The sequence below is a fragment of the Segatella paludivivens DSM 17968 = JCM 13650 genome (assembly GCF_000373185.1).
Taxonomy (GTDB): domain Bacteria; phylum Bacteroidota; class Bacteroidia; order Bacteroidales; family Bacteroidaceae; genus Prevotella; species Prevotella paludivivens.
This window is the reverse complement of record NZ_KB890639.1, coordinates 1-17,355: the sequence shown is the minus strand read 5'-3', so window position 1 is coordinate 17,355 and position 17,355 is coordinate 1. Positions and strand designations below refer to the sequence as shown.

The 17,355-nt window shown below is 34.6% G+C and carries 16 protein-coding genes and 1 riboswitch; of the genes, 9 read left to right on the top strand and 7 right to left on the bottom strand.

What is annotated here, in order from left to right:
• Positions 1–8: 8 nt before the first annotated feature.
• From thiC to B045_RS0106250, 4 genes are all read right to left on the bottom strand, one after another.
• Positions 9–1,598: a phosphomethylpyrimidine synthase ThiC gene (gene thiC, locus B045_RS0106265; RefSeq protein WP_018463419.1), complete on the bottom strand. Its 1,590-nt coding sequence runs from the start codon at positions 1,596–1,598 to the stop codon at positions 9–11.
• Between the two features lies 1 nt (position 1,599).
• Complete coding sequence (locus tag B045_RS0106260; protein ID WP_018463418.1) at positions 1,600–2,235, bottom strand: thiamine phosphate synthase; 636 nt, start codon at positions 2,233–2,235, stop codon at positions 1,600–1,602.
• The gene (gene thiD, locus B045_RS0106255; protein ID WP_018463417.1) at positions 2,232–3,068 is read right to left on the bottom strand and encodes a bifunctional hydroxymethylpyrimidine kinase/phosphomethylpyrimidine kinase; all 837 of its coding nucleotides are present in this window, start codon (positions 3,066–3,068) and stop codon (positions 2,232–2,234) included. Before thiD ends, B045_RS0106260 begins: the two co-directional genes overlap by 4 nt.
• Before the next feature lie 70 nt (positions 3,069–3,138).
• Positions 3,139–3,237: riboswitch (TPP riboswitch) on the bottom strand.
• A 232-nt stretch (positions 3,238–3,469) separates the two neighbouring features.
• Positions 3,470–3,952: an Lrp/AsnC family transcriptional regulator gene (locus B045_RS0106250; protein ID WP_018463416.1), complete on the bottom strand. Its 483-nt coding sequence runs from the start codon at positions 3,950–3,952 to the stop codon at positions 3,470–3,472.
• A 178-nt stretch (positions 3,953–4,130) separates the two neighbouring features.
• Between B045_RS0106250 and B045_RS0106245 the strand changes: the two genes are divergently transcribed.
• Complete coding sequence (locus B045_RS0106245) at positions 4,131–5,252, top strand: 5-methyltetrahydropteroyltriglutamate--homocysteine S-methyltransferase (protein ID WP_018463415.1); 1,122 nt, start codon at positions 4,131–4,133, stop codon at positions 5,250–5,252.
• Between the two features lie 164 nt (positions 5,253–5,416).
• Here the strand turns inward: B045_RS0106245 and B045_RS0106240 are convergent, their stop codons facing one another.
• On the bottom strand, positions 5,417–6,640 hold the full coding sequence (locus B045_RS0106240; RefSeq protein ID WP_018463414.1) for a MalY/PatB family protein: 1,224 nt from the start codon (positions 6,638–6,640) through the stop codon (positions 5,417–5,419).
• Positions 6,641–7,034: 394 nt separating this feature from the next.
• Here B045_RS0106240 and B045_RS0106235 point away from each other — a divergent pair, with 394 nt between their 5' ends.
• Positions 7,035–8,318: a histidine-type phosphatase gene (locus B045_RS0106235; protein WP_018463413.1), complete on the top strand. Its 1,284-nt coding sequence runs from the start codon at positions 7,035–7,037 to the stop codon at positions 8,316–8,318.
• A gap of 17 nt (positions 8,319–8,335) precedes the next feature.
• Here the strand turns inward: B045_RS0106235 and B045_RS0106230 are convergent, their stop codons facing one another.
• A complete protein-coding gene (locus tag B045_RS0106230) occupies positions 8,336–9,349 on the bottom strand; it encodes a C1 family peptidase (protein WP_018463412.1) in 1,014 nt (337 codons plus the stop codon).
• 40 nt (positions 9,350–9,389) lie between these two features.
• Between B045_RS0106230 and B045_RS0106225 the strand changes: the two genes are divergently transcribed.
• The 3 genes from B045_RS0106225 to B045_RS0106215 are packed head-to-tail and all read left to right on the top strand — an operon-like array spanning position 9,390 to position 11,619.
• Complete coding sequence (locus B045_RS0106225; RefSeq protein WP_018463411.1) at positions 9,390–10,655, top strand: peptidase U32 family protein; 1,266 nt, start codon at positions 9,390–9,392, stop codon at positions 10,653–10,655.
• 1 nt (position 10,656) lies between these two features.
• On the top strand, positions 10,657–11,076 hold the full coding sequence (locus B045_RS0106220) for a SufE family protein (RefSeq protein WP_018463410.1): 420 nt from the start codon (positions 10,657–10,659) through the stop codon (positions 11,074–11,076).
• A gap of 9 nt (positions 11,077–11,085) precedes the next feature.
• Positions 11,086–11,619 (top strand): TrmH family RNA methyltransferase, encoded by a 534-nt coding sequence (locus tag B045_RS0106215; RefSeq protein ID WP_018463409.1) that lies wholly within the window; start codon positions 11,086–11,088, stop codon positions 11,617–11,619.
• A gap of 29 nt (positions 11,620–11,648) precedes the next feature.
• Here B045_RS0106215 and B045_RS0106210 read toward each other — a convergent pair whose 3' ends face one another.
• The gene (locus B045_RS0106210; RefSeq protein WP_018463408.1) at positions 11,649–13,238 is read right to left on the bottom strand and encodes a tetratricopeptide repeat protein; all 1,590 of its coding nucleotides are present in this window, start codon (positions 13,236–13,238) and stop codon (positions 11,649–11,651) included.
• A gap of 384 nt (positions 13,239–13,622) precedes the next feature.
• On the opposite strand from B045_RS0106210, the gene B045_RS0106205 reads away from it, so the two are divergent.
• From B045_RS0106205 to B045_RS0106190, 4 genes are all read left to right on the top strand, one after another.
• A complete protein-coding gene (locus B045_RS0106205) occupies positions 13,623–13,997 on the top strand; it encodes a DUF3244 domain-containing protein (RefSeq protein ID WP_081618597.1) in 375 nt (124 codons plus the stop codon).
• A gap of 102 nt (positions 13,998–14,099) precedes the next feature.
• Positions 14,100–14,249, top strand: coding sequence for a hypothetical protein (locus tag B045_RS15515; protein ID WP_018463406.1), 150 nt, complete (start codon positions 14,100–14,102; stop codon positions 14,247–14,249).
• Positions 14,250–14,309: 60 nt separating this feature from the next.
• Entirely contained in the window at positions 14,310–15,623 is a 1,314-nt protein-coding gene (locus tag B045_RS0106195) for a radical SAM/SPASM domain-containing protein (RefSeq protein ID WP_018463405.1), read from the top strand.
• A gap of 33 nt (positions 15,624–15,656) precedes the next feature.
• A partial coding sequence (locus tag B045_RS0106190) for an outer membrane beta-barrel protein (RefSeq protein ID WP_154650111.1) occupies positions 15,657–17,355 on the top strand: 1,699 nt, incomplete at its 3' end.

The window sequence follows — 17,355 nt, the reverse complement described above, 5'->3', positions numbered from 1 at the left end:
TTTTTTACTTATTTAGTTAAACAATCTTGTTCGTTTAGAGTGTGGCTTATACGCATTGCACAGAAGTTTGGTCCGCACATCGTACAGTATTTACCATCAATATTATTAGATGTTTTGTAATATTTCAAAGCCTTTTCAGGGTCAAGAGAAAGATTAAACTGATCTTTCCATCTGAATTCATATCTTGCTTTGCTCAAAGCATTATCACGTATAGCTGCACCCGGATGTCCCTTTGCCAAGTCAGCAGCATGTGCAGCAATTTTGTATGTAACAACTCCTGTACGAACATCATCTTTATCAGGTAAAGCCAAATGTTCTTTAGGCGTTACATAACATAGCATTGCTGTTCCGAGCCATCCTATCAGAGCAGCACCAATAGCACTTGTTATGTGATCATATCCCGGAGCAATATCTGTAACTAGTGGACCGAGTGTATAGAAAGGTGCATTATGACATTTTTCAATTTGTCTATCCATATTTTCCTTTATTTTATTCATTGGAACATGACCTGGACCTTCTATGAAAGCTTGCACGTTTTTATCCCATGCTCTTTCTATCAGTTCGCCCATTGTATCTAGTTCAGCGAATTGTGCTTTGTCATTTGCATCAAAAGTGCAACCTGGTCTAAGTCCGTCACCCAATGATATTGCTACATCATATTTAGCACAGATATCACAGATATCATCAAAATGAGCATATAGAAAACTCTCTTCATTGTGAGTGATACACCATTTTGATATAATACTACCTCCACGACTTACCATACCAGTAAGTCTATTTTCTGCCAAATGTATATTTTTAAGTCTTATTCCACAATGAATAGTGAAATAGTCTACACCTTGCTCACATTGTTCAATAAGAGTATCTCTGAATATTTCCCAAGTAAGGAGTTCTGCCTTTCCGTCTACTTTCTCAAATGCCTGATACATAGGAACAGTACCCACTGGTACAGGACAGTTTCGTAATATCCATTCTCTTGTTTCATGTATGTTGTCGCCGGTAGACAAATCCATAATGGTGTCACCTCCCCATTTGCAGCTCCACACAGCCTTTTCCACTTCTTCATCAATGCTAGAAGAAGTTGCAGAATTACCAATATTGGTATTTATCTTCACAAGAAAGTTACGCCCAATAATCATTGGTTCAGATTCTGGGTGATTGATATTAGCAGGAATAACAGCTCTTCCATTAGCTATTTCTTCGCATACAAACTGAGGAGTGATATGAGTCTTAATCCCTAAATCTTCACAGTTCATATTTTCACGTATAGCCACATATTCCATTTCAGGAGTTATAATACCACGTTTTGCATAATACATCTGAGTGTTAATACTATCATTGCGTTTTTCAATCCATTCTTTTCGTAGTTTTGGCAATCCTTTTTTCAAGTCAATTTTGATGTCAGGGTCGCTATATGGTCCACTAGTGTCATATACATAAACAGGAGAGTTGGGTGTCATAATACTTTTCCCATCAACAATTTCCACTGTTGGAGTAAGATTAATTTTTCTCATAGCAACCTTTAGCTGAGGAAATATCTTTCCATTAATATATACTTTCTCAGAATTTGGATAAGAGAATTTAATATTGTTGTTCATTTTATTTATATGTATTAGTTTTGTTTATTATCTGTTTCATTTTTTCTACAGGATTATCAGCATTTATGACACATCCACTCAATGCAATTCCATTAATTCCGGTTTGCAATATAGGCAGTATGTCTTCATCAACAATACCACCTATAGCAACAATAGGAATATCAATATGTAGTTGTTTCATGTCGGATATTATTTTTTTATATCCTTCAAGTCCAATGATGGGAGAAAGGTTTTTCTTTGTTGATGTAAATTTAAAAGGTCCACAACCAATATAGTCTGCACCTGATTGATAGATATTGACAATATCTTCAATAGTATTTGCAGTACCACCGATAATATATTTACTTCCAAGGATATTTCTAGCCTCTTTTATCGACATATCGTTTTTACCAAGATGCACTCCGTCAGCATTAATTGTTTTCACCAATTCCACATGATCATCAATAATAAATGTTGCACCAACACGATGACAAGCTGGTTCAATAATTTTAGCAACATCAATTATTTCTGATGTTTCAGCATCTTTCATTCGTAGCTGAATCCAGCGACATCCCCCACATAAAGCCATCAGAGCACCCTCTGCATAGTTTATATTGGCAGTTTGGTGAGTAATGAATTGTAATTTTTCTAATTTCATTTCTGATTTGTTTTTATCATTTTTATAGGATTAAAAAAGTGGTTTAGCGGTCCGTGACCCTTTCCTATACAAACATCAGCACCTTCAGCTATTGCCATTGTTATATATTCTTTAGCCTCTTCCACGGCGTTAGTCAAACTCATTCCTTGTGCCAGATATGCAGCAATAGCAGATGAGAGAGTGCAACCTGTTCCATGAGTATTTTTACTGTCCACAGTTACACTGTTGTATTCATGTTCTTCATAAATTCCATTTTTTTTGCGTTCAACAAGTATATCACATTTATTGTCACCTTCTATATGACCGCCTTTAATAAGTACAGCGCCACATCCATAATCCATTATATTTAGTGCAGCCACTTTCATATCATCTTTATTGATTATTTTCATGTTTGCTAATACTTCAGCCTCATGAATATTTGGTGTTATAACTGTAGCCATAAAAAATAATTTTCTACACATGATATCTATTGCGTTGTTATCAAGCAGCACAGAACCACTAGTTGAAACTAACACAGGATCAACTACCAAGTTTCCGTGATAGTAAACTGATAATGATTTTACAATGGCTTCAACTGTATCTTTGTTACCCATCATACCAATCTTTACAGCCATTGGTCGGATATCATTCATTACGGCATGAATTTGTCGCTCAATGACATAAGAGTCTATTGGACACAATGATTCTACGCCCAATGTGTTTTGTACGGTAATATTAGTTATTACAGATGCAGCATAAACACCCAATGCCGACATTGTTTTAATGTCTGCTTGAATACCGGCGCCTCCACTGCAATCACTGCCGGCAATAGATAAAGCTGTAAAATAAAACATGCTCCACTTAATAAATTAATCAAGAGGAGCTACTATATATTAATATATATACATGGATATACAAAAAGCGACTTTTAAAAAAAGTCTCTCCCTACGGCAGTACTAACTGCATCAGGTTCCACGGGTATAATCTCAGCCGACATTTTTGTCAGCACCCCTCTTTTAAAAATCTAAATGATTTTCGACGGCAAATATAGATATTAATTTTAAAACAAACAAGTTATAATGCCTTTTTGTTCTTAAAATAACGACATAGTTGAGCATTAAATTTGGAACAAAGTGTACTCAAATAGCTGAAATAGCGTTCTTTAGGCTTTGTTTGAATTAGCTAAAAATTACTTTGTTTTAGTTCTCTATTTTTTTATCAATATAGTTTTCTCTTACAATATAATAAAACAAACTTATATTTTTCGTCGAATCGTGACACCATGGGTATTTTTAGTTTCGTCAATGACGAATACGCTATGTAAGCTACCAACACACTCTATTCTACCCAGCGTGTGCTGCATAAACTGCTGATAGTCTTTCATATCCTTTGCATAGACTTTTATCAAGAAGTCATAATCCCCACTGGTGTTGAAACATTCTGTGATTTCATCGATATTTTTCACAGCATCCATAAACTGCTGTATTAGATCTTCCGTGTGCTGCTTGAGTCGAATGTTACACAGTACTAAAATACCGTTACCAACTTTTTCTGCATCTACTACTGCCATATACCCTTTTATGTATCCTTCCCTTTCTAAGCGCTTCTGACGCTCAAAGGCTGGAGATGTGGAAAGGTGTATCTTTGCCGCAAGTTCCTTGGTGGTCAGTCGCGAATTCTTCTGCAAAGTTCGTAGAATTGTAATGTCTATATTGTCTAAATTTTCATATTTTTCCATTTTGTATATTGTTTAATTTAAAGAATGATATTCTGTTAATTACAGAATTATCATACAAAAATAGCATATTTTTCTGAATTTATCAAAATATTTGCCTGTAAAAATTGCTTTTAGTAACTTCGCTGCATGAAATCCGGATTATAAGTAAGATAAAGTAACAATTTTAAAAGTAAACAAGATGAGTAAAAATATACTGAATGCACCATTCCGTGCAGACATAGTGGGCAGTTTTCTCCGCCCTGAAGATATAAAACTGGCAAGGGTAAAGTTTGCGAAAGGCGACATTACAAGTGAAGAACTAAAGCAAGTGGAAGACAAGTGCATTGCCGAGCTTATTGAAAAACAGATAAAAGCAGGCTTGCAGGTGATAACCGATGGCGAATTTCGTCGCAGTTATTGGCATCTTGACTTCATGTGGGGTATAAATGGTGCAAAGCATATTGAGCTTGACAATGGTTATTTCTTCCATCATGAGGAAACGACACATGGTTCTGTAGCACTAACAGGAAAGATTAATGGCAAGAACCATCCATTCATAGAGCATTTCAAGTATGTGAAACAGTTTGAAACAGAAAGTATTGTTGCACGACAGACAATTCCTGCCCCAGCACAATTCTATGCAGAATTGTTTCGTGGTGACAATGGTAAAACAACAACCGCAATCTACCCAGACAATGAAGAATTAATATGGGATATTGCACAAACTTATCGCACAATCATACGTGATCTCTATGATGCCGGATGCCGCAACATTCAATTTGACGACTGTACGTGGGGAATGGTGTGCGATAAGAATTTTTGGAAATCTATGGCTGGTTCTAGCTATAATGCTGAACAGTTACAGGAAACTTATCTCCGCCTAAACAACCTTGCTCTCGAAGAACGACATGAAGGATTGGTCATCAGTACGCATGTCTGTCGTGGAAACTACCATTCTTCATGGGCTTCTGAAGGTGCATACGATGCAGTAGAGAATTTTCTATTTGCTCGTGAAAATGTGGATGCTTTCTATCTGGAGTATGATGATGAGCGTTCTGGTGGTTTTGAGCCTTTGGCACATGTTGCTCCGGGTAAGAAAGTTGTATTGGGACTCATTACGACGAAAAGTCCGATACTAGAAGATAAGCAAACTATAATTGCCCGCATCCATGAGGCTGCACGATACATACCTCTTGATCGTCTTTACCTCAGTCCTCAATGTGGATTTGCTTCTTGCGAAATTGGCAATAAACTGACTGAAGAAGAGCAGTGGGCGAAAATAAAACTTGTTAAAGAAATAGCAAAAGAAGTTTGGGAATAAATGTTATATACTCAATTTGTATAAAAAAGTCATTATCGTGTTGAGTGGTAGATGTGAAATTCTTCCAACTCAACACGATAATGATTTTTAATAATCATTCATTTCAAAAGTGATTATTCTTTAATTTATGTCTGAATAAAATTCGGACTGCAACTGTCAATAACTTATTTTAAGTTGTTGACAGCTGTTGCTAATTGATCTAATGCTTGCTTTATTACAGATCGTGGAGTTGCTATATTCATTCTCATAAAGCCTTCACCTCCTTGACCAAACATTTCTCCGTCGTTAAGTGCCAGATGAGCTTTGTCAATAAACAAATCAAGTAGATTTTTATGGTCTAAATTTAGTTCACGACAATTAAGCCATATAAGAAAAGATGCCTGTGGGCGCAAAGGATGAATTTGTGGAATATTCTTTTCGCAGTATTTTTCAACAAATCGCACGTTATCTTCAATATACGTAAGCATAGATTTTCGCCATTCTTCACCTTTGGTAAAGGCTGCAATTGTTGCGATTGGAGCAAATATGTTAGCTTCATCAAGTTCATTGGCTTTTATCCAACCATAGAATTTTTTTCTTATGTCTGCATTTGGTATAATGGCATAGCTTGAAATAATTCCAGCAATATTGAATGTCTTTGTTGGTGCCTGAAAAGTGATACTGTTTTCTCTGGCCTTGTCGCTGACAGTAGCAAATGGTATATGCTTGTGTCCGAATATAGCCATGTCGCAATGAATTTCATCAGATATAACAAGCAAATGATGATCATAACAGAAATCTGCTAGTTTTTGCAATGTTTCTTTTGACCAGCATATACCTCCTGGATTGTGAGGATTGCAGAGTATGAATATTCGGCATTTGTCATCACAAACTTTTTCAAGATTGTCAAAATCCATATCATAATAGCCATCATCACGTAGTTTTAATGGATTAAAAACTACTTCACGGTCGTTTCCTTCTGGAGTTAATCGGAAAGGGTGATAAACAGGAGGTTGTATAATTACTTTATCTCCCGGTTTAGTATATACATTAATAACAAGACCTATACCTTTAACAATTCCAGGTATAAACTTGAGCCATTCACGTTTCAGTTCCCATTGATGATGTTCTTTAACCCAATTAATTGTTGATTGCCATAATTCTTTAGGTTCAACAGTATATCCAAAGAGTGAGTGCTCAAGGCGTTTCTTCAAAGCGTCTGTTATGAACATTGGTGTCTCAAAATCCATATCAGCAACCCATAATGGAAGTAAATCATTACGTCTCCATCTTGGTAACAATGCTTTATGCTTTAAGTCGCCACTTCCTGAGCGATCTATAATCTTATCGAAATCATAAGATTCCCCAGATTTATCCTTGTTGATTTTCTTTATATTGTTTCTGTCCATTTTTTCATCAATTCTAGTTTATATTCTCTATTTACCTTTAATACTCAAAGCCCTTATATAGCTTCATAATAAACAAGTATTACTTATAATCACTGACTACAAAGTTACTGATTTTTTTAATATATCGTGTTATTTAGTTACTTTTTTGATACTTGAAAAGAAATATACATATCTCTTATCAATGTCACACTGGATGAAATGTAACAATACATTTCTTTTTATTCAAGAGTTTTTCTTTAAAGCATTAATTTCATTGACACATGTTACTCATGTGGTATATTCCATATCTAATATTGTGTTACTATACTCCCAAGAATATGGTAGAAAATATATATTTGAATATCATTATACCAAATAATTCATTATATTTGCAATCATAATTAACTTTCAATATATGAAAAGAAATGCTTTTATCGTTATTCTGTTGTCAATTGCCATTATAGGGTTTGCACAACAGGCACGAAAGGATTTTAAAGCCGACCGTAGTTTGTCGGCAAGTAATTATTTGGCTTATCCAGGGCCTTTGCAGAAAAAACTTACTCCTGCACCTTCTGGATATGAACCGTTTTACCTTAGTCACTATGGACGTCATGGCAGCCGTTGGCTTATTGGTGACAGTGATTACAATAAACCAGTTGTGCTGCTTGAAAAGGCTGATTCACTTGGTAAACTCACACTTAAGGGTAAGGACGTGCTTGCCAAACTCCGTATTATGCGCGCCGCTGCTCTTGGACGTGACGGAGAACTTACTCAAAGGGGAGCTTTGCAGCATAAGCAGATTGCAGAACGCATGTTGAAGAACTTTCCGCAGATATTTGCTGGAAAAACTAATGTCGATGCAAAGAGCACTAATGTGATACGTTGCATACTAAGTATGGAAAATGCGTTGCAGCAAATGACAAAAATGAATCCACAGCTGAATATTACTCATGATGCAAGTTACCATGATATGTATTATATGAATTATGATGATTCATTATTGTTTAAAAAACGTATGCCAACAAGCGCAATGATACCTTATACTGAATTTTGTAAAAATCATGAGCATCCTGAGCGTGTAATGCGACTGTTGTTTAATGATGATGAATATTGGAAAAATCATTTAAATGCCAATAAATTGTATGAAATGTTATTCAAGCAGGCTAGTAACGTGCAAAGTACAGAGTTGCGCAATAGCATGTCATTATATGACCTATTTACCGATGACGAGATATATGATCTTTGGCAGATAAATAATGCTTGGTGGTATATCAACTATGGCGCATGTCCTTTGAATGGAGGTAACCAACCTTACAGTCAGCGTAACCTTCTTCGCAAGATAATTAGTGATGCCGATAGTTGTATAGCTTTACCACATCCAGGAGTGACTTTGCGTTATGGTCATGACACGATGGTTATGCCGCTTACATGCCTTATGGATCTTGATGGAATGGGAATGCAGGTGAGTGATTTAGAGCAGCTTGCTTACAAGGGATGGAATAACTATCGTATCTTCCCGATGGCTTGCAATATTCAGTTTGTGTTTTATCACAAGAAAGGCTCTAAGGATATACTCGTAAAAGTACTTAGAAATGAAAATGAAGCCACATTGCCTGTTAAGACAGATATAGCTCCATATTATCATTGGAAAGATGTGAGACAGTATTATCTCGATAAGATAAATAAGTTTACGGAATAATAACTAGTTGACAGGCTTTAATCCCGAGAAAGGAATACAGCTATTGTCTTTAGTTTTACATAATTATAGCTGAGGTACATGTAACCCCTAAAGCGGTTGCCAGTGCCCCAGCTGTTTTTTGCAATAAAGTATTTCTTTCCGTTTTTGTCATGAGCCAGACCGACAAGCTCCATTGCGTGGTCGTCAGTAGTCTGCCTACTCTCAAACTCTTGTTGCCTCAAATCCTGAGTTACAGTACGATGATTGGTTTCGGCAATTCCGTCATTAAAAGAAAAACCAGAATCGGTGATATCACCTTCCCAGCATACAGCCTTACCTTTCACAATACTTTTTGTAATCATACTCATCAAGGTTTCTATAGGAACATTTAAGAATTTATCGTTCATAATGTTGTCTGGAGTTTCTAATATAAATGATTCACCCATTACATGATGCTTAAAACTTGTCACGTTCACATATTCGTCATCACGGCATACGCTGTGCCCAAATTCTTGTGGAGTATATTCTGCACCAAGCATGTGTACATATTTTGATGGCATATATCCAACTTCTTCATCTAGTACATCATTCACTTTTTGATTGAGTGTGCTAAGATTGTTTGCACTTTTTGTAGCCTGCATGATCTTACGACAAATGACGTTATAATTTGCAGGTTCTTTGGCGTTGTATGAATCAAAAGGAACAATACCATAGTTTTGCATAAGATGAATAAGCAGACTGCCCATTCCTCGCATTGAAATTGTATTTTTGCCCCCTGAAAGATAATATTTTGTTGATGCGTCTGTAAGCATCATTCTTGCAATATAGTCTGCGCTTAGGTTCACAGAGTCACCCATCATAAGGTGATTTGTTTCTATGGTGGCCAACATTGCGTAAGCCCAACACAGTTGACTATGACCCTGATTTTTGATTGGAGTTGTCTTCAGCATTACATCGGTGATAAACGGGTTCTTTTCAACAGTTTGTTTAGAAGGACGACCGCATGAAATCAATGCAAGAGAGACACTTATATATAAAAGTATTTTTTTCATATTGCGCAAAGTTACAAATAAAATGAGTAAATTTGCACCCATGAAGGGAAAAATATCAGAATTTGAAGTAATGGCACCTGTAGGCTCTCGTGAGAGTCTTGCCGCTGCAATACAGGCTGGTGCTGATTCCGTTTATTTCGGTATCGGAAAACTTAATATGCGCTCTCATTCGGCAAATCATTTTAATATTGATGATTTGCGCGAAATAGCTGCCACATGCAATGAGCATGGGATAAAGACATATCTTACTGTCAACACCATCATATATGATGATGACATTGCAACAATGAAGCAGATTATTGATGCTGCTAAAGAGGCTGGAATAAGTGCTGTAATTGCTAGTGATGTGGCTGTTATGAGTTATTGTAATGAAGTAGGAGAGGAAGTTCATCTATCAACTCAACTTAATATAACAAATATAGAGTCGTTGAAGTTTTATAGTCGTTTTGCAGATGTTTCTGTCTTGGCGCGTGAACTCAACATGGATCAGGTGAAAGAAATTCATGAACAGATTATCGCTCAAAATGTATGTGGGCCAATGGGTAAGCAGATACGTATTGAGATGTTCTGTCATGGTGCTTTGTGCATGGCTGTAAGCGGAAAATGCTATCTCAGTCTTGCCAATGCTAATCGCAGTGCTAACCGTGGCGAATGTGTGCAAATATGTCGTCGTTCATATACCGTTACTGATAATGAGACAGGTAACGAGTTGGAAATAGACAATAAATACGTCATGAGTCCTAAAGACTTGAAGACAATTCGTTTTATAGACCGTATGATGGATGCGGGTGTGAGAGTTTTCAAGATAGAGGGACGTGCTCGTGGACCTGAATATGTATATACAGTAGTGAAATGCTACAAGGAAGCTATTCAGAGTGTTCTTGACGATACATTAACCGAAGAAAAGAAGGACGAGTGGGATAAGCAACTTGCTAAAGTCTTCAATCGTGGATTCTGGGATGGATATTATCAGGGACAGACATTGGGCGAATGGAATAAGCATTATGGCAGTGCTGCAACAGAAAAGAAAGTCCTTGTTGGTAAAGTCATGAAATATTTCTCTAAGTTGGGTGTTGCTGAGGTTGCTGTAGAGGCTTCTGATTTCAACAAAGGTGACAAACTTCTTATCACTGGTCCAACAACTGGAGTTATGTATCTGAATGCGGATGAAATACGTTTCGATTTGAATTGTGTGGAAAAAGCAGAACAAGGTACAAGGGTTTCAATTCCTGTACCGGGAAAGGTTAGACCAAGCGACAAACTATATAAATTAGTTACCGTTAACGAAATAAAGGAGATAAAATAATATGACCATAAATGAAGCCCAGAATGAGGTGGTAGAGGAATTTGAAGACTTTACCGACTGGATGGATAAATACCAGATGCTTATTGATCTGGGAAATGAATTGGATGTTCTTAATGATAAATACAAGAACGACAGCAATTTGATTGATGGTTGTCAGAGTCGTGTTTGGTTGCAATGCGATCTTGTAGATGGTAAACTTCAGTTTACGGCTGATAGTGATGCGCTTATCGTAAAAGGAATTATAGCATTGCTTATTCAAGTTCTTAGTGGTCATACTCCAACTGAAATACTTGATGCTGACCTTTATTTCATTGACAAGATTGGACTTAAAGATCATCTTAGTCCTACACGCTCAAATGGTTTGCTTGCAATGATAAAGCAAATTAAGGCATACGCTCTTGCATACTCTGTAAAAGCATAAACCAAAGACATGCGCAAGTTAAGAACAATAGAAATGAACAGGCTTTCTGTTGAGGAATTCAAGGAAGCAAAGAAGTTACCACTAATTGTGGTTCTTGATGATGTACGCAGTTTGTATAATGTGGGTAGTGTTTTCCGTAGTGGAGACGCTTTTCGCATTGCTGCTGTATATCTTTGCGGTATCACCGCATGTCCCCCTAATGCTGAAATTCACAAGACTGCACTTGGTGGTGAAGATAGTGTAGATTGGAAATATTTTGAACGCACTGAGGATGCCGTAGAAGAATTGCATCGTGATGGTTATTTCGTGTATAGTATAGAACAGGTTGAGGGAAGCACTAAATTACAGAATCTTAATCTCAATACAGAATCAGGCAACGGTTATGCTGTCATATTTGGCAATGAGGTAAAAGGAGTAAAGCAGAATGTCGTAGATATGAGTGATGACTGTTTGGAGATACCTCAGTTTGGAACAAAGCATAGTCTTAATGTCAGTGTAACCTCTGGTATTGTGATGTGGGAGTTTGCCAAGAAGTTTATTTAAGTATTTTCAAATACGTAGCAGGAAGTTTATCAAACACTTGGATGATAGACTTTCTTAGCCTTTATACGTGATTTAATAGACCTAATGGTAACATTGCTCACTCCCATTATTTTTTCCGCAGTAGCGTCGTCTTTATTCATAGCGTTCACCATGATCAAGTATAGATATTGTTTAGGACTTAGATTTTTGTATTCATCATCAAGCGATGAAACGAATGGAAGGTCTTTGTACCTATAATAGTCTACGAAATCATTCAAATCCTTTGCAGACCAATTTACGATAGTATTATTATCAAGGATACTCTCGTAGCATTTTTTGCCATTATATAAAGTTTTCGACTCTTTATCCTCTAAGACATTAATCTTTTGTTCCAAGTTTGAAATCTTAGAAATGGAATTATCTTTTGCATTTTCCATTTCAGATATTCTCTTTTTGTATTCGTTTATTAGAAGCCTGTTTTCGATTATGCCATGTTTTATTTTAGAGTTTCTATATTTCTGTCTGAATATTAGCAATATGATTAACAGTGATAATAGCAACAATGCTCCAATCATATATATGATTTGGCTTTTAAATTTTTGTGCCATAATCTCACGATCGTATTTAGCCTGGATATCGTTGAGGTTGTCATGCTCTTTTGAGTAATTTATTTTCTTGTTAAGTTGAATGATTGAGTCTGCAAAATTTAAAGCCTTCACATAGTTCTTGGATTTTCTATTCAAGTTGTATAGAGTAGATAGTTTTTTCAAATTATCAAAATCATTAGTTGGTAAAGGTGCTTTTTCCATAAGCTCTGTTGCTTTTATGTATTTACCTTTTTCTATATACATGTCTGCGACAACAGAATATGTATATACATTAGGACTCTTTTGGAATGCTTTCTCTAAAAATTCATTGGCTTTCATAATATTTCCCTTCTCAAAATAATACTCACCAATATTCCCTAATAGAATACTTAGACTTTGCTTGTTGTAGTATTTTGAATATCGAATAGCTTTTAAATAATATTCCATAGCCTTTTTATCCATTTTTAGTTCAGAGTATGTATCAGATATATATCTTAAATCATAAGCTACGCTAGCTGTATCTTTTATATTATATGCAATATTAAGAGCTTTATATCCATATTCAAGAGCTATATTATAATGGTTACTCCATAAATTAACAATACATATATTATCATAAATCTTTTGTATTAGTTTTGTATCAGTAGTTTTTAAAGCAATCGCTTCTGCTTTTTTAAGATATTCAATTGCTTTTTCCTTTTTTCCTTGATCATAATACATTGTCATAGCCTTATAATTATATGCTTCTGCTAGCCTTTTTTCAGGTCCATTCTGTTTATAATAAAATATAGCATAATCAATCGAGTCGTTTTTTACAGGAATATATTTGATGTATTTTGCTTTAGTATTTAACAATGTATAAAGGGCTATATTTTCATCTCCATTTAGATTATCAGGATTAATATGCTTTATGATGTTATATGCAGAGTCAACATTATTTCTGTCTAGGCACTCGTCTGCCATTTGTAATTTGTGGTTTATATTTTCATGGCATGATGTAAATACCATGATTATAAATATCGCAGATAATGCTTTTATATTGATTTTCATCATGTAGTGTTTTTTTATTATAATCAGTAATAGTGATGCAAAAATACAACTTTTTGGTGACTTTTATTAACTATTTGTAATATAATTGAGACTATTAACTATAAAAAAGTTCAATTAAAATATTCTATTCATAGCTGAATAATAATATTCTTTTTTGTTTAAAATGTAATTTTTCCAGTCTAAGGATTGTCTATTTCTGTTGCATTTGACTTGCAACAAAATAGCTTAAATAAGCATAAAAAGCTGATATAGTGTATTTTAACTTGCAACGCAACCTGCAACACCTACTTTTAATTTCTTGCAAGATAAATTGGATGGTAATAAAAACGTTTATAACTTTGTTCTGCCGAAAGACAAAAAATGGATTAAATAAATAGAGATTAAAACATGAAAAAGAATATCTTATTTTTTGCTTTGATAATGTTGCTTAGTTCAATATATTTAAGCACATTCGCTATTAATTTTGATAATAGTGAAACACCAACCATGGGAGGTATAACTCCTCCTGTCCGTAAATCAACTCATATGTCCTATATTATTGATAGCATGGACAATGGGGTATGTTCATTGACTTTTATGAGAGCATTTGATAATGCAGAAATAAAAGTTTATCAAAATGGTATTCTTATAGATCAGAATTCTGGCTCTTTTGCAGAAGGTGAAACCTATACTCTAGATCTTCAAGGATATGGGAAAGGAGAATATACCATCGAAGTATACTATAGTGGTAATATAATTTTCAGTTCTTCTGAGGAAATATAACTATGACATAATAAAGTCGACAATATTATATCCAGACCTTACTGGTAAACAGGAGAGTGTGCCCAAAAGCTTAGTGAGTAGGTATAATGAAAAAAGAATAAAATGGAATTTAAAACATTGACATCTTTTGAAGATGTGTTAACCTCTGAATTGGAATCAATTTATGGAGGAAATGAGCAGCCTGTTATAGAGTGCAAGGGAGATGGTGTTGTTCACCTACCACCTAACCAGCTTTCAGTATCTGTATTTTAACAAAATCTAATCATGTGGGTGCGACATTATAAGTTTGTCGTACCCTATTTTTTATAAAGTATGAAATTTTCACGATATAATTATTTGAAATATTCCGAAAAATATGGTGCACTTTTATTTAATACAAGAACCAGATTTTTCATATCATTGAGTAGGCAGCTTTTTGCAAAATTAGAAGAACTGTCCAAATTAAATTACTTTGAAGTTAATACATTAGGTATAAACCAAGATATAATTGAAAAATTGATTAAGGGGAAAGTCTTTGTTCAACAAAATGAAGATGTGGATTTTTATGAACTGAAAAAGTTTTTAAGATATAAACAAGCTTTTGCTTGCAATAGTCTTAGTATTATCCTATTACCTACCTTTTCTTGTAATTTTAAATGTCCATATTGTTATGAGAATAATTTACCACCAATAACAATTACGGAAGAAGTTATTGAAGGTATCTATTCTTTTATTAAGAAGAAAAATCAGAATAATATAGATTTGTGTTGGCATGGTGGTGAGCCTTTAATTGCTTTCGACAAAATGTTATCATTTTTAAATAAGATTCGGAATGATAAAAGTTTGTCGTTACGTTCTCATTCAATGGTTACCAATGCTTTCTTGCTAGATGAAAGAAAATGTAAAATATTAAGTGATTATAACTTAAATAAAATTCAAATCACAGTTGATGGTAATAAAGCTTATCATAATAAAAGCAGAATTCACAAATCAGGAATTCCTACCTATGATATAATTATGAATAACATAGAAAATGTCTTTCGATATATGCCTGATTGTCATGTTATTGTTCGAGTAAATCTACATTCAGAAAATAAAGATACCTTTCCCTTGTTATATAAGGAAATGAAAGAAAGATGGGGAGACCAAAATTATTCAATTAATGTGGCTTTTGTTAATGATGTAAATAATTCATGCAAAGTAGCATGTTTAGCAGATAAAGGAAAAATATCTTTTGTACGTTCTTTGTATGAACAATATGGGATAAACGACATCGATGTTTCCACACAGCCTCAAATAGGAGGATGCGCAGCATCGTGTATAAACTCTTATGTTATAGGACCATCTGGAGAAATATATAAGTGTTGGGTTGATGTAGGGAAAAAAGAAAAAGTCGTAAGTAATGTCTTTGACGGGAAACTAGCTAATTATATACTCCCAACATATACAGTAGGTTCAGATATGTTTTCGGATAAAAGATGTAAGGATTGTGTATTTATGCCAATTTGCGATGGCGGATGTATTGAAAGAAGATATACTCAAAATCACAATAAAATATCTTATGATCCATGCCCAATAGATGAAGACGATTTTCTTTCTTTGATTGAGCTATATTACATTAAAAGCATGAAGGATGGAATACAATAATTTTATAAAATTAATATGCAACAGTAGAGTATAATGAAGAAGTTATTAATGATATTAGCCGTATGCTGCAACATATATGCTGGACATGCTCAAACTATTACAGGACGTCTGGTTGATGAAGGCGGGATTTCCATCGAATATGCAAATATAATTTTGCTGAATGCCAAAGACTCTTCATTTGTAGTTGGTTGTGTAACAAGCGAAGATGGAAATTTTGTTCTATCTAATACTAACCTTACTGCAAAAATATTAAAACTGACACACATTGGATATGAAGATTTATATTATCCTGTATCAGAAACGAAGACTAATGTAGGAATACTTAAGCTTAAAACAAACTCTACCACTTTGAGTGAGGTTTCTGTGATAGGAAGTAAACCCATCTTTCGACAAAAGAATGGATCTATGATAACGGATGTAGCTGGATCTGTATTGAGTCAAGTACATGAATTCTCAGATTTAGTTTCTCAGATTCCAGGAATAGTAAGAACAGCTAATGGTGGATTTGAAGTCTTCGGCTTAGGTGCTCCTATAATATACATAAATAACAAAAAAGTACAAGATCAGACTGAATTGAGACAACTATCTCCGAAAGATATAAAAAGCATCGAACTTATTAGTAACCCTGATGCCAAATATGACGCAGAAGGAAAGGCTGTACTTAAGATTGTTCTTTTGAAAAAAGAAGACGGACTGACATTGCAAGTTGGGAGCAGTGCCAAACAAAACAGACGGTCAAGCTATGGTAATGACATGAAGATAGGATTTAAGCATCAGAAACTTAGTTTATCAGCTAACTTCAGTTACGATAATACAAAAAACAGATCTATACTTCCACAAACAAAAGAATTATTCCTTGGAGAAAACACACATCGTTATACTCAAGATCAAACAGCTAAGGGACATTTGACTAACGGTGAATGGCAAATAAACATGGATTATGAAATAAATGATAGACATAACATAGGCGTTGAGTGGAATTCATCAAATAACAAAGATAATGAACATCGTATTTCTATGCTTGATTATCAGCTAAATGATAAAGTTGTTCAGTTAACAGATATTCTTAATGATTATACTAATAAGACGAAATATAATCACGTAAACCTATTCTATAATGCACAGTGGAGCAAGCTGTTGTCGTCAGAATTTAATCTGGATTATGCCAATAATAATAATAAATACAATCAGGAAACAAATGAAACAACAGCGAGTGTTCCTAAATTAACCATCAGTATCGGAAATAATATGTTGGACATTTATTCTGGTAAGTTTGCATTCGATTACAAATTAAACGAGAAGTTGGGATTATCATGGGGAATAGAATGTAATCACATAAATATATCAGGTTCTTTGAGTAGCGACTCTGGGAATACGCCGTCTTCAAATTATAGCGATAAAGAAAATAAATATGCTGCCTATGCAGAAGCTAAACTTAATATGGGTGATGTACTGGTCAATGGAGGATTACGCTATGAAGAATTAGTTTCTGATTATAAGAATTTAATAGATAGGACAGGAGATGTTCATCGACATTATAAAAATATATACCCCTCTATATCATTAATATATAATAAGAATGGTTGGGCTAATACATTGTCGTTCACTTCCCGTACAAGTAGACCAACATTCAGGCAATTAAGCAACTCTAGTTATTATTCAAATGAGTTTATGTACCAATGTGGTAATCCTTTGCTAAAGCCTTCTGATTCATATATAGCTCAATGGAATA